The organism is Polaribacter sp. L3A8, assembly GCF_009796785.1.
In the GTDB taxonomy this organism is placed as follows: Bacteria; Bacteroidota; Bacteroidia; order Flavobacteriales; family Flavobacteriaceae; genus Polaribacter.
Genome location: NZ_CP047026.1, coordinates 2,982,895 through 2,999,840 on the forward strand (window position 1 = coordinate 2,982,895; position 16,946 = coordinate 2,999,840).

The 16,946-nt window shown below is 29.2% G+C and carries 21 protein-coding genes; 11 read left to right on the top strand and 10 right to left on the bottom strand.

Going from position 1 to position 16,946, the window contains the following annotated elements; translation table 11 throughout:
* Positions 1 to 97: 97 nt before the first annotated feature.
* Positions 98 to 352, bottom strand: a complete 255-nt coding sequence (locus GQR92_RS12030; RefSeq protein WP_158839872.1) for a helix-turn-helix domain-containing protein — start codon at positions 350 to 352, stop codon at positions 98 to 100.
* Positions 353 to 1,067: 715 nt separating this feature from the next.
* Here GQR92_RS12030 and GQR92_RS12035 point away from each other — a divergent pair.
* On the top strand, positions 1,068 to 1,385 hold the full coding sequence (locus GQR92_RS12035) for a GIY-YIG nuclease family protein (protein ID WP_158839874.1): 318 nt from the start codon (positions 1,068 to 1,070) through the stop codon (positions 1,383 to 1,385).
* Between the two features lie 227 nt (positions 1,386 to 1,612).
* Here GQR92_RS12035 and GQR92_RS12040 read toward each other — a convergent pair whose 3' ends face one another.
* The 3 genes from GQR92_RS12040 to purN form a co-directional block, all read right to left on the bottom strand.
* Positions 1,613 to 2,809 carry an IS256 family transposase gene (locus tag GQR92_RS12040; protein ID WP_158839876.1) on the bottom strand — a complete coding sequence of 399 codons (1,197 nt, stop codon included), beginning with the start codon at positions 2,807 to 2,809 and terminating at the stop codon, positions 1,613 to 1,615.
* Between the two features lie 113 nt (positions 2,810 to 2,922).
* Positions 2,923 to 3,558, bottom strand: coding sequence for a ribonuclease H1 domain-containing protein (locus GQR92_RS12045; RefSeq protein WP_158839878.1), 636 nt, complete (start codon positions 3,556 to 3,558; stop codon positions 2,923 to 2,925).
* Positions 3,551 to 4,123 (bottom strand): phosphoribosylglycinamide formyltransferase, encoded by a 573-nt coding sequence (gene purN, locus GQR92_RS12050; protein WP_158839880.1) that lies wholly within the window; start codon positions 4,121 to 4,123, stop codon positions 3,551 to 3,553. Before purN ends, GQR92_RS12045 begins: the two co-directional genes overlap by 8 nt.
* Positions 4,124 to 4,294: 171 nt before the next feature.
* Here purN and GQR92_RS12055 point away from each other — a divergent pair, with 171 nt between their 5' ends.
* The 7 genes from GQR92_RS12055 (at position 4,295) to GQR92_RS12085 (ending at position 10,499) form a co-directional block, all read left to right on the top strand.
* On the top strand, positions 4,295 to 4,531 hold the full coding sequence (locus tag GQR92_RS12055; RefSeq protein ID WP_004569249.1) for an acyl carrier protein: 237 nt from the start codon (positions 4,295 to 4,297) through the stop codon (positions 4,529 to 4,531).
* Positions 4,532 to 4,537: 6 nt separating this feature from the next.
* On the top strand, positions 4,538 to 5,791 hold the full coding sequence (gene fabF / locus GQR92_RS12060; RefSeq protein ID WP_158839882.1) for a beta-ketoacyl-ACP synthase II: 1,254 nt from the start codon (positions 4,538 to 4,540) through the stop codon (positions 5,789 to 5,791).
* A 6-nt stretch (positions 5,792 to 5,797) separates the two neighbouring features.
* Positions 5,798 to 6,535 (top strand): ribonuclease III, encoded by a 738-nt coding sequence (rnc, locus tag GQR92_RS12065; RefSeq protein WP_158839884.1) that lies wholly within the window; start codon positions 5,798 to 5,800, stop codon positions 6,533 to 6,535.
* A 363-nt stretch (positions 6,536 to 6,898) separates the two neighbouring features.
* Positions 6,899 to 7,369: an IPExxxVDY family protein gene (locus tag GQR92_RS12070; protein WP_158839886.1), complete on the top strand. Its 471-nt coding sequence runs from the start codon at positions 6,899 to 6,901 to the stop codon at positions 7,367 to 7,369.
* 3 nt (positions 7,370 to 7,372) lie between these two features.
* Positions 7,373 to 8,800 (top strand): pyruvate kinase, encoded by a 1,428-nt coding sequence (gene pyk, locus GQR92_RS12075; RefSeq protein ID WP_158839888.1) that lies wholly within the window; start codon positions 7,373 to 7,375, stop codon positions 8,798 to 8,800.
* A 207-nt stretch (positions 8,801 to 9,007) separates the two neighbouring features.
* Positions 9,008 to 9,901 (top strand): IS1595 family transposase, encoded by an 894-nt coding sequence (locus GQR92_RS12080; protein ID WP_158838075.1) that lies wholly within the window; start codon positions 9,008 to 9,010, stop codon positions 9,899 to 9,901.
* A gap of 127 nt (positions 9,902 to 10,028) precedes the next feature.
* Positions 10,029 to 10,499 carry a CBS domain-containing protein gene (locus GQR92_RS12085; RefSeq protein WP_158839890.1) on the top strand — a complete coding sequence of 157 codons (471 nt, stop codon included), beginning with the start codon at positions 10,029 to 10,031 and terminating at the stop codon, positions 10,497 to 10,499.
* A 51-nt stretch (positions 10,500 to 10,550) separates the two neighbouring features.
* Here GQR92_RS12085 and GQR92_RS12090 read toward each other — a convergent pair whose 3' ends face one another.
* Both GQR92_RS12090 and GQR92_RS12095 read right to left on the bottom strand, forming a co-directional pair.
* Entirely contained in the window at positions 10,551 to 10,901 is a 351-nt protein-coding gene (locus GQR92_RS12090) for a hypothetical protein (protein WP_158839892.1), read from the bottom strand.
* Positions 10,891 to 11,433 (bottom strand): GNAT family N-acetyltransferase, encoded by a 543-nt coding sequence (locus tag GQR92_RS12095; RefSeq protein ID WP_158839894.1) that lies wholly within the window; start codon positions 11,431 to 11,433, stop codon positions 10,891 to 10,893. Before GQR92_RS12095 ends, GQR92_RS12090 begins: the two co-directional genes overlap by 11 nt.
* A 158-nt stretch (positions 11,434 to 11,591) precedes the next feature.
* Between GQR92_RS12095 and GQR92_RS12100 the strand changes: the two genes are divergently transcribed.
* Positions 11,592 to 11,927: a single-stranded DNA-binding protein gene (locus GQR92_RS12100; RefSeq protein ID WP_158839896.1), complete on the top strand. Its 336-nt coding sequence runs from the start codon at positions 11,592 to 11,594 to the stop codon at positions 11,925 to 11,927.
* 200 nt (positions 11,928 to 12,127) lie between these two features.
* Here the strand turns inward: GQR92_RS12100 and GQR92_RS12105 are convergent, their stop codons facing one another.
* The 4 genes from GQR92_RS12105 to GQR92_RS12120 form a co-directional block, all read right to left on the bottom strand.
* Positions 12,128 to 12,592: a pyridoxamine 5'-phosphate oxidase family protein gene (locus GQR92_RS12105; RefSeq protein ID WP_158839898.1), complete on the bottom strand. Its 465-nt coding sequence runs from the start codon at positions 12,590 to 12,592 to the stop codon at positions 12,128 to 12,130.
* A gap of 173 nt (positions 12,593 to 12,765) precedes the next feature.
* Positions 12,766 to 13,062, bottom strand: coding sequence for a chaperone modulator CbpM (locus GQR92_RS12110; RefSeq protein WP_158839900.1), 297 nt, complete (start codon positions 13,060 to 13,062; stop codon positions 12,766 to 12,768).
* A gap of 2 nt (positions 13,063 to 13,064) precedes the next feature.
* Positions 13,065 to 13,955 (bottom strand): DnaJ C-terminal domain-containing protein, encoded by an 891-nt coding sequence (locus tag GQR92_RS12115; RefSeq protein ID WP_158839902.1) that lies wholly within the window; start codon positions 13,953 to 13,955, stop codon positions 13,065 to 13,067.
* Positions 13,956 to 14,080: 125 nt separating this feature from the next.
* The gene (locus GQR92_RS12120) at positions 14,081 to 14,494 is read right to left on the bottom strand and encodes a hypothetical protein (RefSeq protein ID WP_158839904.1); all 414 of its coding nucleotides are present in this window, start codon (positions 14,492 to 14,494) and stop codon (positions 14,081 to 14,083) included.
* Positions 14,495 to 14,630: 136 nt separating this feature from the next.
* Here GQR92_RS12120 and GQR92_RS12125 point away from each other — a divergent pair, with 136 nt between their 5' ends.
* Positions 14,631 to 15,872, top strand: a complete 1,242-nt coding sequence (locus tag GQR92_RS12125) for a PAS domain-containing sensor histidine kinase (protein WP_158839906.1) — start codon at positions 14,631 to 14,633, stop codon at positions 15,870 to 15,872.
* Entirely contained in the window at positions 15,869 to 16,927 is a 1,059-nt protein-coding gene (locus tag GQR92_RS12130; RefSeq protein ID WP_158839908.1) for a response regulator, read from the top strand. The genes GQR92_RS12125 and GQR92_RS12130 overlap by 4 nt, the downstream gene beginning before the upstream one ends.
* The last annotated feature ends 19 nt before the right edge of the window (positions 16,928 to 16,946 follow it).

Genomic DNA, 16,946 nt, shown 5'->3' on the forward strand with positions numbered 1-16,946 from the left:
CGAGTTTTTACGAAGCAATCTTAAAGTAAATTAATAAATATAAAAACCCAAAACTAAACATAGTTTTGGGTTTTTACTTTTAGTTTGTAATCTACAATTAGTCTTTATAATCTTTAAAAAACTCCTTTGGCGAAATAGCTAGTTTATTTAAAATAAGTAATAAGCGTTCTGTATCTAGCTTTGTGTGTCCTTTAATAACTTTAAAATAACCATTTTCTGTTATCCCTAAATGAAGTGCCATATCATAACGGCTTATACCAACTTGTTTTCTTTTTTCTTCTAAATTGTTTAATATACTTTTACAAGTATCTTTTATTTTTTCTCTTTCTCTTTCTCTTTCTCTTTCTCTCATTAATTTTTTCTTTTTCGATGTAAAAATAAGTAAAATTAGTATTTAAAATATTTCCATTTTGGCATACCTGAAAACAGTGAGGTTCTTATACCCTATAATTGGGTATGCTATAATGGAAAGTGATTTTTTAGGTTTTTAAAAATTTCTTTTCCATCTTTGACAAGAGAAAAATGCTGTGAAAAAGAAAAATTTCTCCACTATAAAATCATTCAAAATAAGAATGATAAAATCATCTATATCTAAATACCATTTTAAAATTAGTCTTTTTTGTTGATCCAGAAAGTTTATAATTTTTAAAAAAAAACCTCCGCTTGCGGAATTAAGAAGTATAAAATGAAACGATTGTCATTTCGACGCTAGGAGAAATCACATAATGTTTGATAGGTTTTGCGTTACGACTGTTATGCGACTTTTCAATACTTCGAAGTGACAATTTTGTGGTTTATTTTCATACAGTTTTGTCATTCCGACGATAGGAGAAATCACATAATGCATTTTAAGTTTTGCGTTATCACTGTTATGCGACTTCTCAATACTTCGAAGTGACAATTTTTGTGGTTTATTTTCATGCAGTTTGTTATTTCTACGATAGGAGAAATCGCATACTATTTTTAAGTATTGTTGCGTTATCACTACTGTTCTGTAACTTCCCAATACTTCGAAGTAACAATTTTTGGAGATTCTTTTTATAATACATACCTTTTAAGAAAAAAGGATGCTAAACCCACAAAAAGGATTTCATAGTTATTATGTTTATATAATTACAAATAGTTACCGTTCCACATTTTATATTGGAGTAACAAATAACTTAAAAGAACGTTTGCAACAACATAAAACAAACATACTTGAAAAGAAGAAAACATTTGCAGCAAAATATAATATTGAGTTCTTAGTGTATTACGAAAAACATTCTTGGATTCAATTGGCTATTGCGAGGGAAAAAGAATTGAAAAAATGGAGACGTGAGAAGAAACTAACACTTATAAAAGAAGTGAACCCTTCTTTTATTTTTTTGAATAATGAATTTGATTAATAATGTTTGGTTTTCATACAGTTTTGTCATTCCGACGATAGGAGAAATCGCATAGTGATATTCAGTTTTGTGTTATCACTGTTATGAGACTTCTCAATACTTTGAAGTGACAAGTAGTATGTATTAATAAGAATTGTTATGTTTTCTATTGGATAGAAGTCATAGAATTTATAAATTCGACACTATCCTAAAAACTGTGTAAGTTCAAAAAATCAGGGTTAACTTATTTATAGTTTAATCCTGTTTTCAAATATAGCTAAAAATTGGTTTAGAATAATTCCCCAATTTCTAATTGGCATTTTCCATTTTTTAGTGCTTTCTCTTACTGCTAAATATACAGATTTCATCACTGCATCATCAGTTGGAAAAGAGAGTTTATTTTTGGTGTATTTTCTAATTTTTCCGTTTAGATTTTCTATTAAATTTGTGGTATAAATAATAGTTCTAATTTCCACTGGAAAATCAAAGAATATGGTAAGTTCATCCCAGTTATTCTCCCAACTTCTAATGGCGTAAGAATATTTAGATTCCCATTTGGTTTTAAAGTCTTTTAAGGCAGCTCTTGCAGCTTCTTTTGTTGGAGCTGTATAGATTTGTTTCATATCTTTTGTAAAGGCTTTTTTATCTTTCCAAACAACATAGCGACAAGAGTTTCTAATTTGATGAACTACACAAATTTGAGTAGTTGAATTCGGGAAAATGGTTTTTATAGTGTCTGTAAAACCGTTTAAATTATCGGTTGCAGTAATCAGTATATCTTGAGTTCCTCTGGCTTTTATATCAGTTAAAACACTCATCCAGAAAGCAGAAGATTCATTTTTACCCAACCACAAACCTAAAACTTCTTTTTTGCCATCTGTTCTAAGCCCAACAGCAATGTAAATGGTTTTGTTAATTGCTTTAGAGTTTTCTCGTACTTTAAAAACAATTCCATCCATCCAAACAATTAAATAAGTAGTCTCTAATGGTCTATTTTTCCAAGCGATAACATCAGTGGTGATAGCGTCAGTTATTCTTGAAATTGTGGAAGTAGATACATTAAAATTATAGAGTTCTCGGATTTGTTCTTCGATATCAATATTGCTCATCCCTTTGGCATACAATGAGATAATAACATTTTCGACACCATCCGCAGTACTTTGTCTTTTCTTTATAATCATTGGATTAAAAGAACTATTACGATCTCTTGGCACTTGTATTTCTGTCTCCCCTAAAGTAGTTTTTAGCTTCTTTTTAGTGTAGCCATTTCGTAAGTTATTTGCTTTACTTTTTTGATGTTTATCATAATCTAAATAAGCATCGAGTTCGCCTTCTAAAATCTTTTCAACTCCTCGTTTGTGAAGTTGTTCGATGAAGCTGGTTAGCTCTGATCCGTTGTTAAATTGTTTTAAAAAATCATCGTTTAATAAATCTTCTGGTCTCATAAGTATATAAAATTTAAAGTTAATAAAAATAAAAAACTCAGGATTTGAACAATCCTGAGTTTTTAAAACTTACACACTTTATGAGACAGTGCCATAAATTCTGATAACTGATTTTACTTTCTCCCAAAATCTGCAGGAATTTCTCCCCAAGCTTTGGTTTCCCATTTCAAAATAGGATTTTTATATGTGTTTTCTTTCAGCCATTTTTCGGCTCTTTTTATCAAGTCTAATAAATCTTTATTAGAAGCATCAAAATGCATGTTGGTTTTACATCTTTTCTGCTTTACCCAACTCATGGCAATCTTAGAATCAGAATAAATAGGAATATGCTCTTTGTTCTTACTCTTTAAAAGCGCAATTCCGTGCACTAGAGCTAGAAATTCGCCAATATTATTGGTTCCCTTAGCAAATGGGCCTTTTAAAAAAAGTTGTTGCTTATTATGTGTTAAAACACCTCTGTATTCCATTTTCCCAGGATTTCCAGAGCAAGCAGCGTCTACAGAAATACTTTCTAAAATAGGTCTTCCTAATTTTTCTTTTTCTGCGGATGATAAAGTGGGTTTTTTAGTGTCTTTACCAACGTAATCTGCATAGATTTTGGTAGCTGCAATTTCGGCTTCGTTTAAATCTGCAAAAGATTTGTATTGTGCGCCTTCAAAACCTTCAATTTGCTTTTTACAGACTTTCCAAGAAGTAAAAACTCCTTTTCTTCGTCCGTTCCAAACAACATAAAACTTTTTTTTACTCATTTATAGTTAAAATTACATCTTCAATAACTCTTGGAAAGTAACGTTGTTCTAAAATATGAATCTTTTCTGCGATTTTTTCTGGTGTATCTTCATTTAAAAGAGCTGTTTTTTCTTGAAAAATGATAGCTCCTTCATCATAATTGGCATTTACGTAGTGAATAGTGATGCCAGTTTCTGTTTCTTTATTTTCTTTTACAGCTTTATGAACGTTCATTCCATACATCCCTTTTCCACCATATTTTGGCAACAATGCAGGGTGAATATTGATGATTTTATTTGGAAAAGCGTCAATAATTTTTGTTGGAATTTTCCATAAAAAACCTGCTAAAACAATATAATCTGCTTGTTCTTTTAGAAGATTTAGAACTTCATTCGAAGTAAAAAACGCCTCTTTTTTAAAATGTAAACATTTGATGTCTAAATTTTTACATCGATCAAAAACTTTGGCATGTTCATTGTTACATAACACATAAGTAACCTTAGCGGTTTTAGTATGATTAAAAAATTTAATAATGTTTTCTGCGTTCGTTCCAGAACCAGATGCAAAAATAACAATACGCTTCATAACTTCATTTCTAAGCTACAAAAAAAAGAATAATTATTAACAAATAGATTGTTTTAAGTAAAGATTAAATATTTTTCTTTACTTTTAAGAATCATTTTTGCGGCAAAAATTAGTTTTAATTGTTAAGATTCGTATTTTTGCCACGATTAAAATTTTAAAAAACACAAAATTATGTCAGACATTGCATCAAGAGTAAAAGCTATTATCGTAGACAAATTAGGAGTAGACGATAACGAAGTAACAACAGAAGCTAGCTTCACAAACGATTTAGGAGCAGATTCTTTGGATACTGTTGAGTTAATTATGGAATTCGAAAAAGAATTCGATATTCAAATTCCAGACGATCAAGCTGAAAACATCGGAACAGTAGGTCAAGCAGTTAGCTATATTGAAGAAGCAAAAAAGTAAATTTATATGCAATTAAAACGAGTTGTAATCACTGGACTTGGCGCATTAACGCCAATTGGTAATAATATTGAAGAGTATTGGAATGCCTTAGTTAACGGAGTTAGCGGAGCAGCGCCTATTAAAAGTTTTGATGCTGCCAAGTTCAAAACTCGTTTTGCATGTGAATTAAAAAACTTTGAAGTAACGGACTTTATTAATAGAAAGGACGCCCGTAAAATGGATAGGTTTACACAGTATGCAATGGTAGCTTCTGATGAAGCAATTGCAGATGCAAACCTAGACTTAGACAAAATTAACAAATTACGCGTTGGTGTAATTTGGGGAGCAGGAATTGGAGGTTTAGAAACTTTTCAAAACGAAGCTATAAACTTTGGTGTTGGAGACGGTACACCAAGATTTAATCCTTTCTTTATCCCAAAAATGATTGCAGATATTGCGCCAGGAAACATTTCTATTAAGAATGGATTTATGGGGCCTAATTATACTACAGTTTCTGCATGTGCATCATCTGCTAACGCAATGATAGATGCTTTAAACTATATTCGTTTAGGAACTTGTGATGTTATTGTAACTGGTGGCTCTGAAGCTGCAGTTGTAATTTCTGGTGTTGGTGGTTTTAACGCTATGCACGCCTTATCTACAAGAAACGAAAGTCCAGAAACAGCTTCTAGACCTTTTGATGCAGAACGAGATGGTTTTGTATTAGGAGAAGGAGCAGGTGCTTTGGTTTTAGAAAGCTACGAACATGCAAAAGCAAGGGGAGCAAAAATTTATGCAGAGGTTATTGGAGGCGGTATGTCTTCTGATGCTTATCATATGACTGCACCTCACCCAGAAGGAATTGGGGTAATTGCTGTAATGAAAAATTGTTTAGAAAATTCAGGAATTAATCCAGAAGATGTAGACCATATTAACACACATGGTACTTCTACACCTTTAGGAGATGTTGCAGAATTAAAAGCAATTTCTGAGGTTTTTGGTGAACATGCCAAAAACATTAATATTAACTCTACAAAATCGATGACAGGTCATTTGTTGGGAGCTGCAGGAGCTATAGAATCTATAGCGGCAGTTTTAGCCATGAAACATGGTATTGTACCACCAACAATTAATCATGTTAATGTAGATGAAAATATCAATCCAGATTTAAACTTAACTTTAAATAAAGCTCAAAAGCGCGATATTAAAGTAGCTATGAGTAATACGTTTGGTTTTGGAGGACATAATGCATGTGTTGCATTTAGAAAATTAGAAGATTAATTCTCTATGAATTTTATTCGTAAAATAGTAAAGCCTCACAATGAAGAGGATGCGCAATTATATAACGAATTAAAAAAATTACTAAACTTTTCACCAAGGAGTATCAATAAATACAAAAAAGCATTTACACATAGATCTGTGCAAATGTTAGACAACAAAGGAATTCCTATTAATTACGAACGCTTAGAGTTTTTAGGTGATTCTATTTTAGGGTCTGTTATTGCTGCTTATTTGTATAAAAAAGTTCCTACTGGTAGTGAAGGTTACCTTACGCAAATGCGCTCTAAAATAGTAAGTAGAGAGCATTTAAATGAATTGGGTAAAGATCTAGATTTAATACGATTTGTAAAAAGTAATATAGATCAGGCTAACGTTGGTGATAATATTCATGGTAATATTTTTGAGGCATTAGTAGGTGCTATTTATTTAGATAAAAACTACAATACTTGTCAGAAATTTATTTATGAAAATGTAATTGTTCCTTATGTTGATATTCAAAAACTAGAAGGAAAAATAACGAGTTACAAAGGTCTTATTATAGAGTGGTGTCAGAAACAAAAGAAAAAATACACTTTTGATACTTACGAAGATTCGGGTAACGAAGCGATTAAGCATTTTAGTGTTAAAATTAGTATCGATGGCGAGCAAATAGCCAAAGGTAGAGCCACTTCTAAGAAAAAAGCAGAAGAACAAGCCGCTAAAAGAGTCTATTTTGCTTTTCAGGAAGAGATTTCTTTAGGATAATATAACTTATTATTTTTGTTTACCAATCTTCTTTAAACTCAAATTTATAGTGTTTAATGGAATGTAAATCAACATCTATTTTTAAAAGAAATTAATTTAACAGCACCTAAGCTAGATTGAAAGGTATTTAATATAACTTTTTAACTAGTTCTTAGAGGATTTTCTTTTAATAAAAGAACAAAAATCTAAGGTAGTTTAGAAGTGTTTATAATTATTAAAAAAAGTTTAGAAAGAGAATACTTTGTGCACTAAGGTCACTTTAATTTAAGATATCAGCGATAACGTTTTCGTTAAATTAACACTAAAATTCGTAAACAATTAGTAATTTAGCTAACTCATAAAAACGAGTATTAGTTATAATTTATGCAGGTACACGCTTTAGAAATGGACGATTTTTTTGAAGAAGAATATTCTTTAATAGGCATCCATTCTACCTTGGAAGATTATAAACTTGCCTACTTATTAAATAAAAACCTAAACGCAAGGTTTTATAAAGCAAAAGAAGATTTAGAGTTTGTTAGAGAAAAAAAGAAATCCTCTTTTTCTATTTATAAATATAAAAATATAGAATTCGATTTCGATTGTTTTTTAATAGCAAATAGTTATAAAGGAGAAAATCAAACAACGTCTAATCAATTATTACTAACATTAGAAACAAAGACATATTTAATTCCAGAAAAGAAAAAAGTAGATTTTTTCTTGAAAATTTGTGGAGTATCAGAAGATGAATTTGTTTCGAAAACAATAAATAGAATTAAAAGTATTGACAATGTAATTACTGCATATTCAATAGATAAGAACACCTTAAAGTCGAAAGACTTTTTAATATTTTAAACAATGAAAGACTACAAAAAAACAAAAATAGTTGCAACCTTAGGGCCAGCAATTGATACTAAAGAAAAAATGAAAAACTTGGCCATAGCTGGTGTCAATGTTTTTAGAATTAATTTTTCTCATGCAGATTATGATGTTGTAAAACAAAATGTGCAAAGAATTAGAGAAATTAATGAAGAAGAAGGTTTCAATGTAGCAATTTTAGCAGACTTACAAGGTCCAAAACTTCGTGTAGGAGTTATGGAAGAAGGTGTCGTTTTAAAAGATGGTGACTTATTTACCTTTACTACAGAAAAATGTATTGGTAACAAGGAGAAAGCATTTATGACATACCAACGTTTTCCTAAAGACGTAAAAGTAGGAGAACAAATTATGGTAGATGATGGTAAATTATTATTTGAAGTAGTTTCTACAGATAAAGATAAAGCCGTTGTTGTAAAAGTAATTGTAGGTGGACCTTTAAATTCTAAAAAAGGAGTAAACTTACCAAACACCGCTATTTCTTTACCAGCCTTAACAGAAAAAGATAAAGAAGATGCAGTTTTTGCATTAGGTTTAAATGTAGATTGGATGGCACTTTCTTTTGTTAGAACGCCAGAAGATTTAAGAATGTTACGTGATTTAATTGACCAACATTCAGATTATAGAGTACCCGTAATTGCTAAAATAGAAAAGCCAGAAGCAGTTGCAAATATAGATGCATTAATTCCTTATTGTGATGGATTAATGGTTGCCCGTGGAGATTTAGGTGTAGAAATTCCTATGCAAGATGTACCATTAATTCAGAAAAAATTAGTGAGACGTGCAAAGAGAGCAAGAATTCCTGTAATTATTGCAACTCAAATGATGGAAACAATGATTGACAACCCTGTACCAACTAGGGCAGAAGTAAATGATGTTGCAAATTCTATTATGGACGGAGCAGATGCAGTAATGTTATCTGGAGAAACTTCTGTAGGGAAACACCCATTAAGAGTAATTCAAAAAATGGCAGAAATTATTAAAGCTGTTGAGAACTCTAGAATGATTAAAGTACCACATGAAGCACCACATATTAGAACAAACAGATTTATAACAAAATCGGTTTGTCATCACGCAGCTTTAATGGCAAATGATATTGATGCTACAGCAATTTCTACATTAACAAATAGTGGGTATACTGCATTTCAAATTTCTGCTTGGAGACCACAAGCTAAAATATTAGCATTTTCATCAGAAAGAAGAATTTTAGGAAAACTAAACTTACTTTGGGGTGTAAAAGCTTTTTATTACGATAAAAACTTAAGTACAGATGATACTGTAGTAGATATTAATAAAATATCTAAAGAAAAAGGCTTTGTTAAAGAAGGAGATTTAATGATTAACCTTACTTCTATGCCAGTAGAAGCTAAAGGTATGGTAAATACCTTAAGAGTATCTGAAATAGACTAAATACCAGTTTTTAATAATATTCTAAAAAGCATTTTGATTTTTCAAGATGCTTTTTTTGTTTTCTGATGTTAATTTTTTTGTCATCTAATTATTTATACACCTGTTTAATTAGAAGTATAGAAACAAAACTAAAAAAGCTTTTTAATTAATTTTTCAGAGGTCAGTATTTAAATTCATATCTTTAAAGTCAATAAATAGAGTATTATTATGAATATATTTAAAGGACAAAATCTTCTAGAGTTTGCTGATCGGTTTAAAACGGATGAAGATTGCAAGAAATACTTGGCAGATATTAAATGGAAAGATGGATTTCAATGTGTTAAATGTGGTCATAACAAGGCTCAAATAAGAAAAGATTTTTCACGTACATGTAATATTTGTTCTCATCAAGAATCATCTACCTCAAACACACTTTTTCACAAGGTAAAGTTTGGTGTTAGAAAAGCTTTTTTTATTGTTTTTGAAATGAGTACAAGTACTAAAAGCCTTTCTGCTAGTTATGTTGCAGTTCGTTTTAGCGTAACAGAAAAGACAGCCCGTTTATTTATGCTCAAAATTAGAGAAGCAATGGAAAGTAGTGGAAATAGTCCTATGACTGGTATTGTTCATGTAGATGAATTTGTTTTGGGTGGACGAGAAAAAGACAAAGTAGGAAGAAGTTATAATGCTAAGAAAAAGAAAGCTATAACTGCTGTTGAACTAACTCAAGATGGAAAAGTTAAAAGAATGTATGCCATGAGAATCGAAGATTTTTCAGCTAGTTCTTTGCAATATATTTTTGTGAATCATATCAGTCGAAAAGCTAAAGTGATAACCGACAAATGGAGAGGTTACAGGCCTATTGCTAAAGTTTATAATATTACTCAAATAGAAAGTAATGGTGGTATGAATTTTAAAGCACTTCATACAATGATTCATCAAGTGAAATCTTGGATAAGAACAACGTATTCTTGGGTTAGTGACTTTAATCTAAATAGATATTTTAATGAATTTTGTTTTAGAATTAATCGATCACAAAGTAAAGCAACAATATTCAATAACTTAATAACTAAAATGGTTGAAAAGGAGAAAGTAGAACATCACAAAATTATATGTAACTAACTACTGACCTCTATAATTTTTTAATAAAAAAGTCTCTTAAATTATAAGAAATAGATTTTTTTTTGATGTAAAGGTTGTATAAAACAGAAAAAACAGTACATTTAAAAGAACTAAAAACTACATCATTATGGCAATTAAAAGCTTTCAAGGCAAAAGAGATACAAATCAAGGAAAAGAAGAGACTCAAATTTTAGTATCAGATTACATGACTACAAAATTAATAACCTTTAAAGCTGAAGATACTTTAGATCATGTAATTAACCAATTAATTACCTATAAAATTTCTGGTGGGCCTGTAGTAAATGAGAAAAATGAACTAATTGGTATTATTTCTGAGACAGATTGTATTAAACATATTTCTGAAAGTAAGTACTATAATATGCCTTCGGATACAAATAATACTGTAGGTAAATATATGGTTACAGATGTTGATACAATTGATAAAAACATGAATATTTTTGATGCTGCTTTTAAATTTATTAGCTCACATAGAAGAAGATTTCCTGTTGTAGATAACGGAAAATTAATAGGACAATTAAGTCAGAAAGATGTTTTAAAAGCTGCAATTAGCGTAAAAGGAAATACTTGGAATAGTTAAAATGTATTTTATTCTTTAATATATGAGGATAGTGGGTACTATCCTTTTTTATTACTCTTTTCTAATCAGTAAAAAAGTTTCATTCTCTAATGGTAAATAACCTTCATCATAAATATAAAAATAAGTATTACCTGTTTTTGTTTTATAGATAGAGGTAAAAAACTGAAAGTCGAAACCTTTATCATATAATTTGGTTCTAGTTACTTTAGTTTTTCCTGATGTATTTAATTCTGATAAAATTTTATAGTTTTTTCTAAGACGATTATTAATATTTCTGATTAGGTTTTTACTGTCTTTATTTACACGATTGTTATAGGCATTTCTACAATAATCAGAACAGAATTTCTTATCAATTCTACCCTTTACAATTTCATCACATTCTAAACATGTTCTATTTTCCATAATTTATTTTTTTTAGTTCATACCAATTTACTTGCTCATTACCTTCTTTAAACTCATTAACAAATTGCAAACCAATTTTTTGTAAAATTTTGTTAGAACCAACATTTCTTATTTCTGCTGCTCCATAAATAATGTTATAATTCATGGTTTTAAAACCGTAGTCTAAACATGCAATTGCAGCTTCTAATCCATACCCTTTTTTCCAATATTTAGGAATCAATCGATAGCCAATATCTATAAAATCTTGGTAACCATTTAAGCTTTCTTTTTTACCTTTATTTAGTTTTAATCCAGACCAACCTATAAAATCACCAGAAGATTTTTCTATTACAGCAAACCTACCAATACCATGTTCTTGATATTGCTTAATAACAAAAGCAATATTTTTTTCAGCTGCTGCTTTAGTTGTAATACTATTATTTCCTAAATATTTATGTACTTCTGGGTTAGAATCTAATTTAAACATAGCTTCTAAATCACTTTGTCTAAGCTCTCTAAGAAGTAATCTTTCTGTTTCTAATTGAAATTTCATATCGTAAATATAGTTAAAAAATATCCGTTTACAAACGACTACAAATAATTACAACCGAAAGTAATTGTTTTGTAACCGAATAAAATTGCAATGGTGTCGCAACTTTGCAGTGTCAAAACGAATTGACATCAACAAATAATAATTTAAAAACTTATCTTATGAATACGTTAAGAAACAAAGTACAGTTAATTGGTAGATTAGGTCAAGAACCAGAAATAGTATCTTTTAAAGATGGAAATAAAATGGCTAAATTTTCTATGGCAACAGACGATAGCTATAAAGACAAAGCAGGTAACAAAGTAGAGCGTGCTTATTGGCATAATATTGTTATTACAGGTGGTTTGGTTAATGTGGTAGAAAACTATGTAAAAAAAGGGCAGGAAATAGCTGTTGAGGGAAAATTAACAAACAGGTCTTACAACACCAAAGAAGGTGAAAAAAGATATATAACTGAAATTTTAGTACATGATTTATTGCTTTTAGGAAGTAAATAGATTTTATAATTTATAGAACTAGAAAGCCTCTAGAATTATGTTATGATTTCTTAGAAAGAAGTAGAATGATATTCATCAGACCTAAAACCAACTGATGAATATCATTTTAATTTGATGGGTTTTTAAAGAGTTGATAAAACAGGAAGTTATATTTTATAAAACCCAATTAGGTTTTTAACTTTATTTTTCAAAAAAAAAGATTAAGAATTATCACTTGTAATTTTTTTACCAGTAATCTCATCAATTATAATTTTAAACACAATTGGTGTGTTTTTTGTATTTATTTTATGTGAAAAATCGCTAATGCAGTGTAAATTTTTGTGTTCTTTTTTGGAAATAAGTTCTTTAATTCCTGCAGAAAATTCATGTAAATGTTTTTTTGCACCAGAACCAGATAATTCTTCATAAATTCCATGTACCAAAATAGAATTACAAATATGATCATTCTTTTTTTCTGAAACTTGCAACGATACTTTTCTATAATTTCTCATTGCCATTGTTTTATGTCCATCTTCAGAATAACCAACAATACTATTATTTTCCTTGTCAAAAAAATAAGTCATAGGTATTACAAAAGGTCTGTCTATATAAATATAACCTAGTTGACCTATATAGTTATTTGATAAAACTTGTACGCATTCATTATCGTTTAAATTGGTTACCATGATGCTAGTTTTTAAATAAGAGTAGCGTCTAAGGTATTTAAAATCAGTTAAATAAAAACTGATATATATCAGTTTTTATAAATTTTATTTGTAGTGTAATTTAAATGAGTAATCATTTTATTTGTAAACCCTAAAATTATGAAGGACTAATAATAAAAAATTAATTTAGTATTTTAATGCTTTTTATAAAACGAAAGCTTGTTTTGTAAATCTGTAATTTCTTTTTTTAAAGTACTTACTTGGTTTAATAAGTTGTAAATTACATCAACACCTTCTAAATTTATGTTTAAATCATAGTGTAAACGAATCATTTTTTCTACTTCTGTAATTTGAGTAATTTTTATATAATGATCATCGTTTTCTACAATAACTTCTATTAATTCATACTCTTTTAATTCATTTATAAAAGTTTTAGGAATGCTGTAGTGCTTACAAAATTGCTGTATAGATATTAAATTTTGAGTTTCCATATTTAGCGTTGTTTTTGTAATTCTTTAATTAACTCTATTTCTTTTTTGTTTAACTTAGTAGGTATTTTAAGTTGATAGGTGATAAACAAATCTCCAAATTGATCTTCTTTTTTATATGCAGGAAATCCTTTTCCTTTTAGTTTTACTTTGCTACCGTTTTCTGTTTCTGGTTTAATGGTTAGTTTTACTTTTCCATCAAAAGTATCTACCAATATTTGTCCGCCCAATAAAGCAGTGTACACATCTAAATCAACATCAATATAAAGGTTGTCTTTGTCTCGTTTAAATTTTGTGTTGTTTGCAATAGAAAACTGAATATATAAATCGCCATTAGGACCATTATTTACACCTTTGCCACCATGCCCTTTTATTTTTATAACTTGTCCGTTTTCTACACCAGCAGGAATGGTAATTCTAATGTTTTTTCCATTAACAGTAATCACCTGTTTTTGGGTTTTATAAACATCTTTTAAATCTAGTTGAATTTCAGAATTGTAATCTTGCCCTCTATATTTAGCGCTTGTTCTTCTTCCAGAAGATGCACCACCTCCAAAGATGTCTCCAAAAATATCAGAAAAATCTTCTTGTGAATAGCCACCTTTTTGACTATTTTGAGACCTTTTGTGCTGCTCTTGCTGTCTTTGTTTTTCTTGCTCGTAGGCTTCACTATTTTGCCAATGCTCTCCATATACATCGTATTTTTTACGATTTTCTGAATTGCTTAAAACTTCATTGGCTTCATTAATTTCTTTAAATTTTTTTTCGGCAGTTTTATCATTCGGATTTAAATCTGGATGGTATTTTCGTGCTAATTTTCTGTAGGCTTTTTTAATATCAGCTTCAGAAGCACTTTTAGTAATTCCTAATATTTTGTAATAATCTACAAATGCCATTTATATGTTTTTTTGTGCTTAGAGCGTAATATTAAAAGTAGTACAACTAAATTGTAGATAAAATGAGAATTATCAGTTTTCTAAACATTCATCATTTTAACTGTTTTTTCTGTAGAGATTAGAGGTTATGTTGTTTTTTCTAATGCTAAATTCAGTTTTTTAACCAAGTTAAATTCAGATTGATCTATGTCATCTACAGAAGCCGCTATTTTGCTCGCAGTCTTACTTATTAGACTTTTAATACCTTCTGTAAATAGAGAAGGGTGTTCTTTTTTAAAATCAATAAACTCATTATAACAAGTTTTAGAGTTAGAAAAACCTTCGTTATTTAACCAATCAAAAACAGTTTCAATTTGATAAGCAGCATCAGATTGAAATTCATCATCAACAGGATCAACTTTAGTCCATTTATTTTTTACGATTTCTTTTAAAACATGAAACTCAATTTCTTCTACAACATTATCTGCAGCAGCTATTGCGTAAAATAATTTACCGAGGTTTTCATAAAAAGAAATAATGGTGTTTTGTGAAGGTTTCATAATTAAATTAATTATGAATGTTAGTAAAATTAAAATAATATGAGGAGCTATTCTATGATATTCATCATTATTAACCATATTTTTACATAAAATAGCGAACTTTAGATTTTCTTTAACTTAAAATCCATCATAAAAAATGCTGAATAAAGAACAAGATATTTTTAATGTACTTTTTGAAGCAGTCTCTGAGGGCGTTGTAGTTGTTAACGACCAACAAAAAATAGTTTCTGTAAACACTTCTGTAGAAAAAATGTTTGGTTACAACCACGGAGAGCTTGTAAATCAATCACTTAATGTCTTAATTCCTAAAAACTATCATGCTGGTCATGGAGCCCATTTTAAAGGCTTTATGAAACAAAAAGAAAAAAGGCAGATGGGCAATGGAAGAGATTTGCATGGGGCTAGAAAAAATGGAGATATTTTTCCGTTAGAAGCAGGTTTAAATCCGTTTAAAATTTATGGAGAAACTTTTGTAATGGCTTTGGTTATTGATATTTCTGCTAGAAAAGAACAAGAACAAGAAATTATTAAATTAAATGAAGAGCTAGAGAAAAAGGTTAATGAAAGAACAAAAGAGTTAAGTAAAACGGTTAATGAATTAAAGGTTGTTAATATTGAGTTAGATGCAGAAAACCATAAAAGGATAGAAGCAGAAAATAAAATTAAAGATGCTTTAAAAAAAGAAAAAGAACTAAATGAATTAAAGACAAAATTCTTGTCGTTAGTGTCTCATGAGTTTAAAACCCCTTTAAGTGGTATTTTAACATCTACCATGTTATTAGGCAAATATAAATTGGCAGAACAACAAGAAAAAAGAGACAAGCATTTAGAAACAATTACAAATAAAGTTCATTATTTAAATAATATTTTAAATGATTTTTTATCCGTAGAAAAATTAGAGACAGGTAAAATAAATTACAAATTTCATACCTTTAAACTAAGTAAGGTTGTAGATGAGGTAATTTACAATGCCAACATGCTTTTAAAGGAAGGGCAAAGAATTAATTACCCAGAAGATATTGATGAAATTTCTTTAACTCAAGATGAAAAAACTGTAGAACTTGCATTATCTAATTTAGTAAACAATGCTATTAAATATTCGCCAGAAAAGACAGAAATAAGCATTAATATAACGCAAGATAAAAAAGAGACTACTATTAAAATTAAAGATAACGGAATTGGGATTCCGAAGGCAGATCAGAAAAATATTTTTAACCGTTATTTTAGAGCAGAAAATGCGTTATTAACACAAGGAACAGGAATTGGTTTAAATATTATTAAAAGCCATTTAGAAAATTTAGGAGGAACGATTACTTTTGAAAGTAAAGAAAATGTCGGTTCTACTTTTACAATGAAGATTATTAACAAAGCAATATGAAAAAAATACTATTAATTGAAGACGATGTAGTTTTAAGAGAAAACACGTCAGAACTTTTAGAACTATCTAACTACGAGGTTGTAAATGCTGCAAATGGAAAAATAGGAGTACAAGTAGCAAAAGAAACTTTACCAGATATTATTGTTTGTGATATTATGATGCCAGAACTAGATGGTTATGGCGTGTTAGAAGCTTTAACTAAAAACGAAAGCACACAACACATCCCTTTTATATTTTTATCTGCAAAAACAGAAAGAAAAGATGTTAGAAAAGGAATGGATTTAGGTGCAGATGATTATATAACAAAACCTTTTAGTGAAGATGAGTTGATTAGTGCTATAGAAAGTAGACTAGCAAAAGCTTCTATATTAAAAGATATTAGAGAAAACAAAGTAGTAAAAACAGAAAGCACAGAAGAAACGGAAGAAATTAGAAGTCTTAATGATTTAAAAAATTATTTTGAAGACAATGGAGAGTCTTTTCTTTTTGCTAAAGAAGCAACCGTCTATAAAGAAGGTAATAACTCTAATTTTATTTATTTAATAAATAAAGGGTTAGTAAAGTGCCATAAATTAGATGAACAAGGAAAACAACTTACCACTGCTTTGTATAAAGAAGATGATTTGTTTGGCTATACTTCTTTTTCTCAAAATTTAGCGTATCAAGAATCTGCAACAGCAATTAAAAAAACAGAATTGGTAGGTCTTTCTAAAAAAGCATTAACCAATGTTTTAAACAAAAACCATAAAGTAACTTTAGAGTTAATAGAATTACTAACAGAAGATTTAGCTGTAGTAAAGGACCAACTTTTACAAATGGCCTATAGTTCTGTAAGTAAAAAAACGGCAAAGACTATTTTAATGTTTGCAGAAAAATTAAATAGAAAGCCAGAAGATCAAATAAAAATTTCTAGAAACGATTTAGCAAGTGTTGCTGGTATTGCAACAGAAACGTTAATTAGAACAATGTCTAGTTTTAAAAAACAAGGACTTATAGAAATAGAGGGTAGAACTATTAGAATTCTAGACTTAGAAAGGTTAAAAGAAATCTGTTAATTACCTACTAAGTAAAGGT